The sequence below is a fragment of the Pseudomonas sp. GW823-FHT04A03 genome (assembly GCF_058796615.1).
Map to the genome: position 1 here is coordinate 190,982 of NZ_JBXAIV010000003.1, position 15,616 is coordinate 206,597.

Genomic DNA, 15,616 nt, shown 5'->3' on the forward strand with positions numbered 1-15,616 from the left:
CAGATCAATCCGCCGAACGCGGCAATTGCAGAGTTACGCGCAGTCCACCCTCACGCAAATTCTGCAACGTCACTTCACCGCCATGGCTATGAGCAATGTTGCGGGCAATCCCCAACCCCAGCCCATACCCCTGCTGCTGCCCCGCCAGCCGGAAGTGCGGCTCGAACACCTGCTCCAGCCGCTGCTCCGGCACACCCGGCCCTTCGTCATCGACGTGCAGCACAAACGCGCTGTCATCGTCATCGATGTGCAAATGCGCGTTCTGCCCGTACTTCAACGCGTTGTCGATCAGGTTGCCGATGCAACGCTTGAGCGCCAATGGCTTGCCCGGATACGCCGCCAGCGCCCGTCCCTGCTGGGTCACGCGGCCGTTGCCGTTGGGCGCCAGATACGGCTCCACCAGGCAGTCGAGCACATGGTTCAGATCCACCGGTTCGATGTTTTCGTGGATGTCGGTGTCCTTCACGCATTGCAGCGCGCCTTTGACCAGCAGCTCCAGCTCGTCCAGATCGCGGCCGAACTTGGTCTGCAGTGTTTCGTCTTCCAGCAGTTCGACCCGCAGACGCAGACGGGTAATCGGTGTACGCAGGTCATGGGAGATCGCGCTGAACAACTGGCTGCGCTCAGTCAGATACCGGCTGATGCGCTCGCGCATGGTGTTGAAGGCGCGGCCCACTTCGACCACTTCACTGCCGCCGCCCTCGGCTACCGGCTCGACGTCGGCGCCCAGCGACAAATCCCGCGCGGCCCGCGCCAGACGCTTGAGCGGCCGGCTCTGCCAGTGCACCAGCAGGCCGATGAACAACAACAGAAACCCACTGGTGAAGACGATGAACCACACCTGCTGAGTCGGCAGGCCCTGCTCTTCAAGACTGGTGTAGGGCTCGGGCAGCAGCGAGGCGATGTACAGCCATTCACCCGGTGCCAGCTGAATCTGGGTCACCAGCACCGGGGGATTCACCGGTTCCAGGGTCAGCGCGTAATGCGCCCAGGAGCGAGGCAACTCATCAAGTTTCAACCCGGCGTTGAAGATCCGTAAGTCATCGGGGCTGACGAAGGTCACCAGGATGTCGGTGTCCTGACCCAGCGACTGGCGCAGCACTTCATCCACCGCTTTCAGCACCGCGGCCTTGCGCGGCGTCACCGGCAGCACTTCCATGCCCAGCGGTTTGTCATTCAGCGTCACCACAAAACGCGTGCCGCCCATACTGCGCAATTGATCGAGCACCAGCGGCCGATAGGCCACTGGCAACGAGCGGAAATAACTGACGCTGGCGGTCATCGAATGGGCGAGGCTGCGGGCGCTGGTGACCAGGCCTTCGAGCTGGGTCGCGCGCAATTGGGACACCCAGATCACGCTCGACAGCGTCTGGGCGAACAACACCGCGAGCAACGTCAGCAGCAACATCCGCCCGAGCAGCGAACGTGGCATCGGCACTTTGCGCGCGGTGGTGCGCAGGAACTCAGTGACCATTGCCGGCAACCACATTGGCTGCCAACTGGTAGCCGCTGCCACGCACGGTGCGGATCAGCCGTGGCGGTTTTTCGGTGTCGCGCAGACGCTGGCGCAAACGGCTGACGGCCATGTCGACGATGCGATCGAGGGGCATCAGGTCGCGGCCTCGGGTGGCGTTGCCGATGGTGTCGCGGTCGAGGATTTGCTGGGGGTGATCGAGGAACAGTTTCAGCAGGGCGAAGTCGGCGCCGGACAGAATCACTTCCTCGCCGTCAGTGTGGAACAGCCGATGGCTGACCATGTCCAGCCGCCATTCATCGAACGCCAGCACTTCACTGCCGCCGCGTTCCTGACCGAATTGGGCACGACGCAGCAAGGCCTTGATCCGGGCTTGCAGCTCGCGGGGGCTGAAAGGTTTGCCGAGGTAGTCGTCGGCGCCGAGCTCCAGACCGATGACCCGGTCGGCTTCGTCGGAACTGGCGGTGAGCATGATAATCGGCACCTGGGCCTGACGCGGATGCTGGCGCACCCAGCGGCACAGGCTGAAGCCGTCTTCATCGGGCAGCATCACATCGAGGATCACCAGATCGCTCGGCGCCTCGTTAAGCGCCTGACGAAAACCGGCGCCATCCGCCGTGGCCCGTACCTGAAAACCCGCGCGGGTCAGGTAGGTTTCCAGCAACTCGCGTATCTCCTGGTCGTCATCGACCAACAAAATCGACTTGTTGACTGAGCTCACTTCGAAGGCATCCTTGTTGTTGGAATTGGGCGGATTATGCCTGATGTGTCGAGGGTTCCCACGCTCGGCGTGGGAATGATCATTTACCGGATTGTTCGAGCGCGACTCCTGCACCGACGAGCCCCGAGTAAGGCGCCGTCACCAGCCACACCGGAATCCCCTTGAAGTAATCGCTCATGCAGCCCTTGTCGGCGAAGCTGCGGGCGAAACCGCTTTCGAGGAAGAAATCGGCGAAACGCGGAATTACGCCGCCCACGATGTACACCCCGCCACGGCCGCCAGTGGTCAGCACGTTGTTGCCGGCCACGCGACCGAGCCAGCAGCAGAACTGCTCCAGCACTTCCAGGGCAATCGGATCGCCTGCAAGTCCTGCCGCAGTGATGGCTTCTGGTGTGTCGAGTTTCGGTTCATGACCATCCACCGCGCAGATCGCCCGGTAGACGCGCGGCAAGCCGCCGCCGCTCAACGCGGTTTCCGCGCTGACATGGCCGATTTCGTTGTGGATGTGCTGCCAGAGCTGGGTTTCACGCGGACTGCTCAGCGGCAGATCGACGTGACCGCCCTCTCCCGGCAACGCGGCAAACCGCCCTTCGCCGAGATCAAGCAAGGTGCCGACGCCCAGGCCAGTGCCCGGACCGATCACCACTGCCGGGCGCAACGGCTCCGGCGTGCCTTCACAGACCACGCGAAATTCGCCGGGCTGCAAACGGGTCATGCCCAGCGCCATGGCCGAGAAATCGTTGACCAGCAACAACTGCTCGACCTGCAAGGTCTGGCAGAACGCCTTGCGGCTCAGGCGCCAGTGGTTGTTGGTGAACTTGAATTCATCGCCGCTCACCGGCCCCGCCACCGACAGGCACACCGAACCGATGGCGCCCGGCGTCAGACCGAGCCCGCTCAGGTAGAGGCTGATCGCCTCTTCCGGGCTGGCATGGTCGGCCGTGGCCAGCACCTGAACCGATTCGAGCTGCTGATCTTTCCACAACGCGAACCGCGCGTTGGTGCCTCCGATGTCACCGACCAAAGCCAGTTTCAATTAAGCGTCTCCAGGGCAGAAGTGAAGGCGCTGGCGCCCTGCTCCGCCGAGCTGAAGGCCAAACGCATGAAGCCAAACAGCTCGCGGCCGCTGCCGATGTTGTTGCCCAACAGGCCTTTGGCGGGTTCGCGCGCTGCGAATTCGGCGGCATCCACCTTGAGTTCCAAGGTGCCTTTGACGCCATCGACGCGGATGATATCGCCCTCTTGCACCCGCGCCAAAGCGCCGCCTACATAAGCCTCGGGGCTGACGTGAATCGCCGCCGGGATTTTCCCGGATGCGCCGGACATCCGCCCGTCCGTCACCAGCGCCACCTTGAAGCCGCGATCCTGCAGCACACCGAGGAACGGCGTCATCTTGTGCAGTTCCGGCATGCCGTTGGAACGCGGGCCCTGGAAGCGCATCACCGCGACAAAATCCTTCTCAAGCAGACCGGCCTTGAAAGCATCCGCCAGATCCTGTTGATCCTGGAACACCATGGCCGGCGCTTCGACGATCTGGTTTTCCAGCGCGACGGCGGACACCTTCATCACGCCGCGACCGAGGTTGCCTTCCATCACCCGCAAGCCGCCCTCTGCCGAGAACGCACGGGCCACCGGGCGCAGGATGTTTTCGTCGAGGCTTTCAGTCGGGCCTTCGCGCCACACCAGTTTGCCGTTATCGAGGAACGGCTCCTTGGTGTACTGGCTCAGGCCGTGGCCGAGCACGGTGTTGACGTCTTCGTGCAGCAGCCCGGCTTCCAGCAGTTCGCGGATCAGGAACGACATGCCGCCCGCGGCTTGGAAGTGGTTGATGTCGGCCTTGCCGTTCGGATAAACGTGGCTCAGGGTCGGCACGACTTCGGAGAGGTCGGCCATGTCCTGCCAGGTCAGTTGAATGCCCGCCGCCATGGCGATGGCCGGCATGTGCAGGGTGTGGTTGGTCGAGCCGCCAGTGGCGTGCAGCGCGACGATCGAGTTGACCAGCGCCTTCTCGTCGACGATTTCGCCGATCGGCATGAAGTTGCCATTCTGTTTGGTCAGGCGGGTGACCTGATGCGCGGCTTCACGGGTCAGGGCGTCACGCAGCGGAGTGTTCGGGTTGACGAACGATGCGCCCGGCAAGTGCAGGCCCATGACTTCCATCAGCAACTGGTTGGTGTTGGCGGTGCCGTAGAAGGTGCAGGTGCCGGGGCTGTGGTAGGACTTCATCTCCGATTCCAGCAGCTCTTCGCGGGTTGCCTTGCCTTCGGCGTACTTCTGCCGCACGTCGGCTTTTTCCTTGTTGGAAATCCCCGAGACCATCGGCCCGCCCGGTACGAATATCGTCGGCAGGTGGCCGAAACGCAGGGAGCCCATCATCAGGCCCGGTACGATCTTGTCGCAGATGCCGAGCATCAGCGCGCCGTCGAACATGTTGTGGGACAGCGCCACTGCCGTCGACATCGCGATCACTTCGCGGCTCGGCAGGCTCAGCTCCATGCCCGGCTCGCCCTGGGTCACGCCGTCGCACATGGCAGGCGTACCGCCGGCGAACTGACCGACCGAGCCGATTTCGCGCAGGGCGTTCTTGATCTGTTCCGGAAAGACTTCGTACGGCTGGTGCGCCGAGAGCATGTCGTTATATGACGAAACAATCGCGATATTCGCCGAGTTCATCATCCGCAGGCTGTGCTTGTCTTCGCTGCCACACCCGGCCACGCCGTGGGCGAAATTGGCGCATTGCAGTTTGCCGCGCATCGGCCCGTCAGTTGCAGCGCCGCGAATCAGCGCAAGGTAAGCCTGACGCGTGGCGCGGCTGCGGGCGATAAGCCGTTCGGTGACCTCAAGAACGCGGGGATGCATGTGTAGAACTCCAGGCTAACGGATGTGGCGACCTGATTGTCTATGCTGATCAAAAGCCCGTTCGCGTGGGATGACGAACGGTTTTCTTGATCATTCGGACCAGTTGATTCAGGTCACTCGTTGTAGATAAAACAAAATATTGCCATTAAAAAGGCTTGTTTTCTATTTTTATGCGAATAATCTTGTAATTCCAACAACAAAACGACGGCGGCGCTGTTCAATGACTCTTCGAATCGCAATCAATGGTTTTGGCCGCATCGGCCGTAATGTCCTGCGCGCACTGTATACCCAAGGCTATCGTCAGGATTTGCAGATCGTCGCCATCAACGATCTGGGCGACAGCGCGATCAATGCGCATCTGCTCAAGTACGATACCGTTCATGGCACATTCGACGCCGAAGTTGCGCATGACAACGAGAGCCTGACCGTCAACGGCGACCGCATTTCGGTCAGCGCCATCCGCAACCCGGCCGACCTGCCATGGGCTGCGGAAAAGATTGATGTGGTATTCGAATGCACTGGTCTGTTCACCGACCGCGCCAAAGCCGCCGCGCATATTACCGCCGGCGCACGCAAAGTGATTATCTCGGCCCCGGCCAAAGGCGCCGATGCCACCGTCGTTTACGGTGTGAACCACGACATTCTGCGTCAGTCGCACCAGATCATTTCCAACGCGTCGTGCACCACCAACTGCCTCGCGCCAGTCGCGCAAGTGCTGCACCGCGAACTGGGCATCGAAAGCGGTCTGATGACCACCATTCATGCCTACACCAACGACCAGAACCTGACAGACGTCTATCACACCGACCCGTACCGCGCCCGCTCCGCCACTCAGAACATGATCCCGAGCAAGACCGGCGCTGCCGAAGCCGTGGGTCTGGTGCTGCCGGAGCTGGCGGGCAAACTGACCGGCATGGCCGTGCGCGTGCCGGTTATCAATGTGTCGCTGGTTGACCTGACCGTGCAGTTGAAGCGCGAAGCCTCGGCCGATGAAGTCAATGCACTGATGAAAGCGGCGAGCCAGCACTCGAAGATCCTCGGCTATAACACCCTGCCGCTGGTATCGAGCGACTTCAACCACAACCCGCTGTCGTCGATCTTCGACGCCAACCACACCAAATCCAGCGGCAAACTGCTGAAAGTGCTGGCCTGGTACGACAACGAGTGGGGCTTCTCCAACCGCATGCTCGATAACTGCCTGGCGCTGTGCAACGCGGAATAAAACCGCTGCCGCCGTTTTGAGAGCAGGCAAAAGCTTTACCAACCTTTGACAAATCAACACTTGACCACTCGGGCGGATGATAAGCATTATCATTCGCTCGAAATGGATCAGGTCTTCCCGTGAGTCAATCACACTTCAATCACGTCTTCCTCGCCCAGCGCACTTCGCTGCTGCGGACCCTGGAACGGATGGTCAACAACCACAGCACCGCCGAAGACCTGTTGCAGGAAACCTACCTGCGCGTCACCCGGGCGCTGAGCGAACGGGCCATCGATCACCTTGAACCCTTTGTCTTCCAGACCGCGCGCAACCTGGCGCTGGACCATTTGCGTGCGCGCAAGATTCATTCGCGCACCATGGTCGACGACGTGCCGCAGGACGTGGTGCACAGCGTCGCCGCCCCCGCCAGCAGCGCCGAAGACGCCGCCCACGCCGAACAATTGCTGGAGCGCCTGAACGTGAGCCTCGGTGAACTCAGCCCCCGCCAACAGCAAATCTTCATCCTCAGCCGCCTGCACGGGCACAGCTATCAGGAAATCGCCGAAGAACTGAGCGTGTCCCTCAGCACGGTGCAGAAAGAACTCAAACTGATCATGACCATCTGCATCGGTGTCGCCGAACGTTTGAATGGCGACTGATGCCGTAGGGCTTTTCTGTAAACCTCAGGATCGACTGCACTGATCATCGGGCTTTGTTACCCTTGCCCGACTTTTACGCTTCACTAAAAAAACAGCCGTGCACAGACACTGCCGAGGAAACACCGTGACGGACACCCACCGCTCCCCTTCGCCTTCATCGGCGCAGGACGCCGCAAGCGCAATGGACCAGGCTCTGGACTGGCTCATCGTGCTCGGCAGTCCGGACGAGGAGCAGACCCGGCAATTCCATGCCTGGCTGGCGGCCGATCCGTTGAATGCCGAGGCGTTCGCCAAGGCCCAGGCAATCTGGGACGGTCCACAAATTGCTCAGTGCGCGCAGAGCCTCGCCGCGCAACCGAAGAAAGTCACCGTCCTCACTCGTCTGCGTCCGCACTGGAAACCGCTGGCCACCGCCGCCGTTCTGCTGCTCGGGCTGTTCAGTTTCAGCAACCTGCCGATGCGTCTGCAGGCCGATCACCTGACCGTGGTCGGCGAGCGTCAGCGCCTGCAGCTTGAGGACGGTTCGAAAGTCCTGCTCAACACTAATTCCGCGTTCTCCAGCACGATCAACGATCAGCAGCGAGTCGCGCGGCTGTATCAGGGCGAAGCGTTTTTCGAGATCCCGGCCAGCCGCAGCCAGCCGCTGGAAATCGACGCCGGCCCGGTGAAAGCCAGCGTGCGTGACACCGCATTCGCCGTGCGTTATCTGGACGGCGTAGCGCAGGTGCGGGTGCAGCGCGGCGATGTCGACCTGCGTGCAACCCGTGACGATGCGCGGGTGCGGCTGTCCGCCGGGGAAAGCATCCGCATCGGCCCGAACGGTTTCGACCGTCCGGCCAAGGTCGACGCCGCCACCGATCTGGCGTGGGTGCAGGGTCGGCTGATCTTCGAAAACTGCCCGCTGAATCAGGTGCTGGCCGAACTGCGTCGCTACTACCCGGGCTTCATCATCAACACCAACGAGCAGTTGGCCGACGTTGCCGTCACTGGCAATTACCGTCTCGACCAGCCGCTGGACGTGGTGCGTTCGCTCGCTCACATCACCTCGGCCAAGCTTCAGGAATTCCCGGCGCTGGTGATTTTGAACTAAATGAGAATTATTTTTACTCGATAGCCAAAGCTCGTTCGTCTCGTTATAGCCAATGCAATTGATTCGCATCTCGCGAGATCAATCAGCACCTATAAAGATTCGTGCGACACGGAGCGCTATCGATGTCCTCTCGCCTTACCCGCCAGACTTCTTCTCCTTCCCGCGTGCTGTCGCTGCTGACCGCCGCCATCCTGATGGCCGGCACCGCGCCGCTGATGGCCGCCACCGAACAGCCGACGCGCAACATTGGCGACTACTCGTTCGCCATCGCCCAGCAGCCGCTGGTGTCGGCGCTCAATGCGTTCACCGCTGTCACGGGCTGGCAGGTCGGTTTGCCGGCGGAACTGGGTCAGGACGTGTCGTCGCCGGGTGTGCGCGGTTCGCTGCCACCGGAAAAAGCCCTGGAGCGCCTGTTGGTGGGGACCAACTTGAGCTTCCGCAAACTGAGCAACAACAACGTCGTGCTGGAAAAACGCGCCAGCGGCGGCGCACTTAACCTCGATCAAGTGACCATCAGCGCCACCCGTCAGGAACAGTCGATCAACAGCGTGCCGGCCACCGTCACCGTGCAGACCCGTCAGGATCTGGATCGCAACAACGTCAACACCATCAAGGACTTGGTGCGCTATGAGCCGGGCGTGTCCGTCGGCGGCGCCGGCCAGCGCGGCGGGATCAGCGGCTACAACATTCGCGGCATCGACGGCGACCGCATCCTGACTCAGGTCGACGGTGTCGAAGTGCCGGACGGTTTCTTCAACGGCCCGTACGCCAAGACCCAGCGCAACTACGTCGACCCGGAAATCGTCAAACGCGTCGAAATCCTTCGCGGCCCGGCCTCGGTGCTGTACGGCAGCAACGCCATCGGCGGCGCCGTGAGTTACTACACCCTCGACCCGGACGACATCATCAAGCCCGGCAAAGACGTCGGTGCCCGCCTGAAAACCGGCTACAGCTCCGCCGACGAGAGCTGGTTGAAGTCCGCCACCGTCGCCGGTCGCGCCGACCAGTTCGACGGTTTGCTGCACTACAGCCAGCGCGACGGCCACGAAACCGATTCCTACGGCAGCAACAACGGCACCGGCCTTGAGCGCACCGCCGCCAACCCGGAAGACGTGAAAGCCACCAACGTGCTGGCCAAGATCGGCTGGAACTACAACGAAGGTTCGCGCCTGGGCCTGACCTACGAAAAGTACAAGGATGATCGCGACACCGATCAGAAAAGCGCCTACGGCGGCCCATACTTCAACGGTGCCCCGACGATCCCGAACAGCGTGCTGCCCGGCGGCATGTACCAGTGGCGTACCGGCAACGACACCATTACCCGCGAGCGTTTTGGCCTGGAGCACAGCTTCGAGTTGAACAGCCTGCTGGCGGACAACGTGAAATGGAGCCTCAACCACCAGACCGCCAAGACCGACCAGAGCACCGACGAGTTCTACTACCCGATCACCCGTAAAGTGCTGCGCACCCGCGACACGATCTACGAAGAGAAACAGTGGGTCTTCGACGCACAACTGGACAAGGCCTTCAGCATCGGCGCCACCGATCACGTGCTGACTTACGGCACCACCATCAAGCAGCAGAAAGTCACCGGCTCGCGCAGCGGCGACGGCACGTGCCTGGCAGTCGGTCGCGGCTGCACCGCCATCGGCGCCACCAGCGCGGCTGACGTGCTGAAAAAATCCAGCGACTTCCCGGACCCGACCATCAACACCTACAGCCTGTTCGCCCAGGATCAGATCAGCTGGAACAACTGGACCTTCTTGCCGGGCCTACGCTACGACTACACCCAGCTCAAGCCGCACATCACCCAGGAATTCCTCAACACCGTGGCCGCCGACGGCAACGGCACGGTCAGCGACGAGAACAAGACCTGGCATAAAGTCTCGCCGAAATTCGGCCTGACCTACGCCCTGACCGAAAACTACACCTGGTATGGTCAGTACGCCGAAGGCTTCCGCACCCCGACCGCGAAAGCGCTGTACGGCCGCTTCGAGAACAGCACCACCGGCTACAACGTGGCGCCGAACCCGGACCTGGAACCGGAAAAGAGCAAAAGCTATGAAACCGGCCTGCGCGGCAACTTCGAGCAAGGCTCGTTCGACGTGGCGGTCTTCTACAACAAGTACCGCGACTTCATCAACGAAGACGCCGTCACCCCGGGCTACAGCGAGCTGACGTTCCAGTCCAGCAACATCAAACACGCCACCATCAAGGGTGCCGAAGTCAAAGGTCGCCTGAACCTGGATTCCTTCGGCGCGCCGCAAGGCCTGTACACCCAGGGTTCGATCTCCTACGCCTACGGACGCAACAACGACAACGGCGAGCCGTTGAACAGCGTCAATCCGCTGACCGGCGTGTTCGGTCTGGGTTATGACCAGGACAACTACGGCGGCCTGCTGAGCTGGACCGTGGTCAAGAAAAAGGACCGCGTCGACGACAGCAACTTCAAGTCGCCGGACGGTGTGAGCAGCCAGTTCAAGTCGCCGGGCTTCGGCATTCTCGATCTGGCCGGTTATTACAAGGTCACCGACGACGTCACCGTCAGCGGCGGCATCTACAACCTGACCGACAAGAAATACTGGCTGTGGGATGACGTGCGCGGTTACGACAGCGTCGGCGAAGCATCGGTGACACAACCGGCCAACCTCGATCGCCTGACCCAGCCGGGTCGCAACTTCGCGATCAACCTGGTCTGGGATATCTGATCCGGATGACCTCACGGCGCGCATGCATTGCCGCGTCGTGAGGTTTTTTTACTGTCCGGCGCTTGCCCGTACGTCTCGTTATCAAGCGCCTCTTCTTTTCAAGGACATCTCATGAGCACCCCGGAAAAAGCCCTGCGTTCGCAACGCCTGAACCAGATCACCCACGAGCCGCACAGCAAGCTCGACGCACTGGTCAAGGCCCACGCGCCATTCGAGACCCGCGCCAATTTCGCCCGTTTCGTGGTCGCGCAGTACCTGTTCCAGTCGGAACTGGTGTCGCTGTACAACGACGCCGAACTGACCGCCATCGTCCCTGACCTGCCGGCCCGCTGCCGCGCCGAAGCGGCCAGGGCCGACCTCGCCGATCTCGACACCGAAGTGCCTGCGCCAGTCGCCGGCGCCGTTAAAAACCCGAGTAAGGCCCGCGCCCTGGGCTGGATCTTCGTCTCTGAAGGTTCCAAGCTCGGTGCTGCGTTCCTGATTAAGCGTGCGGTTGCGCTGGAGCTGAGCGAAACCTTCGGCGCCCGCCACCTGGGCGAGCCTGAGGGTGGTCGCGCTGAAGGCTGGAAGAGCTTTGTGCGTACCCTCGATTCGCTGCAATTCAGCGCTGAAGAGGAAGCCGAAGTGGAGCAAGGCGCGATTGACGCGTTCAACCGCTTCACCGTGTTGCTGGAACAGGCTTACTCGACTGAAGCCGAACCGGCCTGATTGCTGAATCCCTGTGGAAGCCTGGCTTCCACAGGGAACTGCATAAGCCTGTAAGATTCCCATCCCGCTTCATAAGCCTCTCGCTGAGCCCATGCCCCAACCCGCCTCCTCCCGACTCGCCCGCCTGCTGTTTGGTCTGCTCGCCTATGTCAGCCTTGGCATCGGTCTGATCGCCATCGTCGTGCCAGGCCTGCCGACCACCGAGTTCATCCTGCTCGCCGCCTGGGCCGCGACCCGCAGTTCGCCGCGCCTGAGTGCCTGGCTGGAAAACCATCGGCTGTTCGGCCCGATCCTGAGCAACTGGCGCAACGGCAAGATCATCGCCCGCAAGGCCAAGGTCAGCGCCACCGTCAGCATGCTGCTGTGTGCCACGCTGATGCTGGTGATGCTCGATCACGGCTGGCCGATTTATCTGGCGATTGCAGGGATGACGATGGGCAACCTGTGGATCTGGTCACGACCGGAAGCGTTGCCGAAGATTTCCTGATTTTTCCCTTGTTTTCAGGGCTTTTACCCGCGCAAACGTTTAGCCATGACCGTTCGTCGGCTTGCGCCTCATGCGCCCTCGCCCCGCGCCGATGTGCATTGAATGGCGCTGAATGGATTTGGCGAACCGGGCACTTCCCTGCCCCGTAGCCAACAGTTCATTCATTCGCGAGAACGTCCCATGTTCGACTCTCTGTCCATTCGCCTGAAAATCGTCCTGCTGTCCGGCCTGTGCCTGCTCGGCGTGGTTGCGCTGATCGTCGGCATCAACATCTACCAGACCAACCAGAACGACGAACTGGTCAGCCAGTCGAGCAGCAAGATGCTCACCGCCAGCGTGCAGGACCTGCTGCAGGCCAAGGCGGCCGAACAGGCGGTGCAAGTGCAGAAAACCTTCGGCGAAAGCCTGTTGGTGATCACCGCGCTGGCCGACCAGATAAAGGACATGCGCGTCATGGCCGCCAAGCGCTCGCTGGACGCCGGCGCCCTGCGTGAAGAGTTGAATCAGAGCCTGAAGACTGCGTTCGAGCGCAACAGCAAGGTGCTCGGCATCTGGCTGGCTTTCGAACCGAACGGGCTGGACGGCAAGGACAGCGAGTTCGTCAACGACGCCGCGCGCCAGTCCAACGAAGCCGGGCGCTTCGCCACCTACTGGAGCCGCGCCGCCGGTTCTGCGCTGAACACGATCATGGTCGAAGAGGACATGACCAAGACCACCCTCAGCCTCAGCGGCACGCCCTACAACAGCTGGTACACCTGCCCTCGCGACAACAAGCGCACCTGCCTGCTCGACCCGTACGCCGACACCGTGGGCACCAAGGAAATGCTCATGACCACCATTTCCGTGCCGCTGCTGGTGGACGGCAAGGCCATCGGCGTGGTCGGTATCGACATCGCACTCGATGCGCTGCAAGCGGCGGCCGTGGGTTCCCAACGCGAACTGTTCAACGGTGCCGGGCACATGCTGATTGTCTCCGGCAGCGGCGTGCTCGGCGCCTACAGCACCGACGCGACCAAGGTCGGCAAAGGCATCGCCGAAACCCTCGGCGCCGAAGGCAAGGACATCCTGCAACTGCTGAGCGCCGGCACGCCGAAAATTCTGGAACAGGGTGACCTGATCCGCGCCGTGTACCCGGTCGATCCAATCGGCAACTCCCGGGCCTGGGGCGTGGTCATCGACCTGCCGAAACAAGTGCTGCTGGCCGACTCGGTCAAGCTGCAAGCGGTGCTCGACGATGCGCAGGAAACCGGCACCATTACCGCCCTCGCCGTTGCAGTGATCGCCGGTCTGATCGGTCTGTTGCTGATCTGGCTCACTGCGTCTGGCGTGACTCGTCCGATCAACAGCGTCGCCGAGATGCTGAAGAACATCGCCAGCGGCGAAGGCGATCTGACCCAGCGCCTGAACTACACCAAGAAAGATGAACTGGGCGAACTGGTGAACTGGTTCAACCGCTTCCTCGACAAGCTGCAACCGACCATCGCCCAGATCAAACAGAGCATCACCGAAGCCCGTGGCACCGCCGATCAGTCGTCGGAAATCGCCCGCCAGACCAGCGAAGGCATGCAGGTGCAGTTCCGCGAGATCGATCAGGTGGCCACCGCCTCCAACGAAATGAGCGCCACCGCCCACGATGTGGCCAACAGTGCTTCGAACGCGGCCAACGCGGCGAAAGGCGCCGACCAGTCGGCCAAGGACGGGATGTCGATCATCGAACGCAGCACCCGCGACATCAATCAACTGGCCGACGAAGTCAGCAAAGCGGTGACCGAAGTCGAAGAGCTGGCGGTCAACAGCGAGCAGATCGGTTCGGTGCTGGAAGTGATCCGCAGCATCGCCGAACAGACCAACCTGCTGGCGCTGAACGCTGCGATCGAAGCGGCCCGTGCCGGTGAAAGCGGTCGTGGTTTTGCGGTGGTGGCCGACGAAGTCCGCAACCTGGCCAAGCGCACGCAGGATTCGGTGGAAGAAATCCGCGTGGTCATCGAACGCATCCAGACCGGCACCCGTGGCGTGGTCGCGACCATGCACTCGAGCCAGACCCAGGCCCACAACAACGCCGGGCAGATCCGCCAGGCCGTGGACGCCCTCGGCAAGATCAGCGACGCGGTCACCGTGATCAGCGACATGAACCTGCAGATCGCCAGCGCCGCCGAACAGCAAAGCGCCGTGGCCGAAGAGGTCAACCGCAACGTCTCGGCGATCCGCACCGTCACCGAAACCCTGACCGAACAGGCCACCGAATCGGCGGCGATCAGCAGCCAGCTGAATGCCCTGGCCAGTCAGCAGATGAAATTGATGGATCAGTTCCGCGTCTGATTTGATCTATGATCAGGCCCTCTTCCGGAGGGCCTTCGATGACTGATCTGCTCACGTCCATTCAAGCCGCACTCGGCTTGTCCCGCACGCCGATTCCGTTCACCGCCGAGGGCGCCCTGCCCTCGGCGTTTGCCGTCACCGACCTTGCCTGCGCGAGCATTGCCGCTGCCGGGCAAGCTGTCGCCGAACTCCTTCAGCAGCAAACCGGCGACTTGCCCACTGTAGAAGTCGACCGCCGCCTCGCCTCGTTCTGGTTCGCCACCTCGCTGCGACCGATCGACTGGGAAGTGCCGCCGCTGTGGGATCCGGTGGCCGGCGACTATGCAACCAGCGACGGCTGGATCCGCCTGCACACCAACGCCCCGCATCACCGCGCTGCCGCCGAAAGCGTGCTCGGCGCCTGTGCCGACCGCGCGGCGATGGCGGCGAAAGTCGTGCAATGGGCCAGTGCCGATCTGGAGCAAGCGGTAGTCGAGGCCAAGGGTTGTGCGGCTGAAATGCGCAGTTGGGAACAGTGGCAGAAACATCCGCAAGGGCTGGCGGTGAATGCCGAACCCTTGGTGCATTTCAGTGATGGGAAAGACGAAATCCATCAACCCTGGCAAGGCTCGGTGGCGCGGCCATTGGCCGGGCTCAAGGTGCTCGATCTGACTCGCATACTGGCCGGCCCGACCGCCAGCCGTTTTCTTGCAGGGCTGGGCGCCAATGTCCTGCGCATCGACCCGCCGACCTGGAACGAACCCGGCGTGGTGCCGGAAGTGACCCTCGGCAAACGTTGCGCACGACTGGATCTGCACGAGCCGGCAGATCGCGCAGTGTTCGAAAGTCTGCTCAAGGATGCCGACATTCTGCTGCACGGCTATCGCGCCGATGCCCTTGAACATCTCGGCTTCGGCGTAGAGTGTCGCCGACAACTGGCACCGGGGCTGATCGACGTTTGCCTCAACGCCTACGGCTGGAGCGGCCCGTGGCAGAACCGTCGGGGCTTCGACAGTCTGGTGCAGATGAGCAGCGGGATTGCCGAGGCCGGACAGCGCTGGAAGCAGGCGGACAAACCGACACCGCTGCCGGTGCAGGCGCTGGATCATGCGACGGGGTATCTGATGGCGGCGAGTGTGATTCGGTTGCTGGCTGAACGGTTATGCAGTGGTCGAGGTGGATCGGCACGGTTGTCGCTGTCGCGGACGGCGAAATTGTTGGTTGAGCATGGGGCCGGGACGGATGAAGCGTTGCGTCCGGAAAGTCCACAGGATCAAAGCTCGCTGGTGGAGCAGACGCCGTGGGGGCCGGCGCATCGGCTACAAGCGCCGCTGCGTATTGCTGGAACGCCGTTGGAGTGGTCTTTACCGGCGACCGAGTTGGGGTCGCATCCAGCGCAATGGTTTTGAAG

The 15,616-nt window shown here is 62.0% G+C and carries 12 protein-coding genes and 1 pseudogene; 9 read left to right on the forward strand and 4 right to left on the reverse strand.

Annotated features, from left to right (window positions below; genetic code table 11):
* Positions 1–4 precede the first annotated feature (4 nt).
* The 4 genes from AC1Q9F_RS10680 to edd all read right to left on the reverse strand — a co-directional run bounded on the left by AC1Q9F_RS10680 (position 5) and on the right by edd (position 5,054).
* Positions 5–1,432, reverse strand: a complete 1,428-nt coding sequence (locus AC1Q9F_RS10680) for an ATP-binding protein (RefSeq protein ID WP_207986257.1) — start codon at positions 1,430–1,432, stop codon at positions 5–7.
* A 31-nt stretch (positions 1,433–1,463) separates the two neighbouring features.
* Positions 1,464–2,195, reverse strand: coding sequence for a response regulator (locus tag AC1Q9F_RS10685; protein ID WP_007951171.1), 732 nt, complete (start codon positions 2,193–2,195; stop codon positions 1,464–1,466).
* A gap of 79 nt (positions 2,196–2,274) precedes the next feature.
* Positions 2,275–3,231 carry a glucokinase gene (locus AC1Q9F_RS10690; RefSeq protein WP_492619946.1) on the reverse strand — a complete coding sequence of 319 codons (957 nt, stop codon included), beginning with the start codon at positions 3,229–3,231 and terminating at the stop codon, positions 2,275–2,277.
* Complete coding sequence (edd, locus tag AC1Q9F_RS10695; RefSeq protein ID WP_102621287.1) at positions 3,228–5,054, reverse strand: phosphogluconate dehydratase; 1,827 nt, start codon at positions 5,052–5,054, stop codon at positions 3,228–3,230. Before edd ends, AC1Q9F_RS10690 begins: the two co-directional genes overlap by 4 nt.
* Positions 5,055–5,274: 220 nt before the next feature.
* Here edd and gap point away from each other — a divergent pair, with 220 nt between their 5' ends.
* The 9 genes and pseudogenes from gap (at position 5,275) to AC1Q9F_RS10740 (ending at position 15,614) form a co-directional block, all read left to right on the forward strand.
* Entirely contained in the window at positions 5,275–6,276 is a 1,002-nt protein-coding gene (gene gap / locus AC1Q9F_RS10700) for a type I glyceraldehyde-3-phosphate dehydrogenase (RefSeq protein WP_007951174.1), read from the forward strand.
* A 119-nt stretch (positions 6,277–6,395) separates the two neighbouring features.
* Positions 6,396–6,914, forward strand: coding sequence for an RNA polymerase sigma factor (locus AC1Q9F_RS10705; RefSeq protein ID WP_007951175.1), 519 nt, complete (start codon positions 6,396–6,398; stop codon positions 6,912–6,914).
* A gap of 124 nt (positions 6,915–7,038) precedes the next feature.
* Positions 7,039–8,004 carry a FecR family protein gene (locus tag AC1Q9F_RS10710; RefSeq protein WP_492619945.1) on the forward strand — a complete coding sequence of 322 codons (966 nt, stop codon included), beginning with the start codon at positions 7,039–7,041 and terminating at the stop codon, positions 8,002–8,004.
* 122 nt (positions 8,005–8,126) lie between these two features.
* Positions 8,127–10,712: a TonB-dependent receptor gene (locus AC1Q9F_RS10715; RefSeq protein ID WP_492619944.1), complete on the forward strand. Its 2,586-nt coding sequence runs from the start codon at positions 8,127–8,129 to the stop codon at positions 10,710–10,712.
* 111 nt (positions 10,713–10,823) lie between these two features.
* Positions 10,824–11,420 (forward strand): biliverdin-producing heme oxygenase, encoded by a 597-nt coding sequence (locus AC1Q9F_RS10720; RefSeq protein WP_007951178.1) that lies wholly within the window; start codon positions 10,824–10,826, stop codon positions 11,418–11,420.
* Positions 11,421–11,511: 91 nt separating this feature from the next.
* Positions 11,512–11,907, forward strand: a complete 396-nt coding sequence (locus AC1Q9F_RS10725) for a YbaN family protein (RefSeq protein ID WP_085606588.1) — start codon at positions 11,512–11,514, stop codon at positions 11,905–11,907.
* A gap of 453 nt (positions 11,908–12,360) precedes the next feature.
* Positions 12,361–13,368, forward strand: a pseudogene (locus AC1Q9F_RS10730) (methyl-accepting chemotaxis protein); the annotation flags it as partial.
* Positions 13,369–13,470: 102 nt separating this feature from the next.
* Positions 13,471–14,226 (forward strand): methyl-accepting chemotaxis protein, encoded by a 756-nt coding sequence (locus tag AC1Q9F_RS10735; protein ID WP_371320921.1) that lies wholly within the window; start codon positions 13,471–13,473, stop codon positions 14,224–14,226.
* Positions 14,227–14,264: 38 nt separating this feature from the next.
* Entirely contained in the window at positions 14,265–15,614 is a 1,350-nt protein-coding gene (locus AC1Q9F_RS10740) for a CoA transferase (protein ID WP_492619943.1), read from the forward strand.
* Positions 15,615–15,616 lie beyond the last annotated feature (2 nt).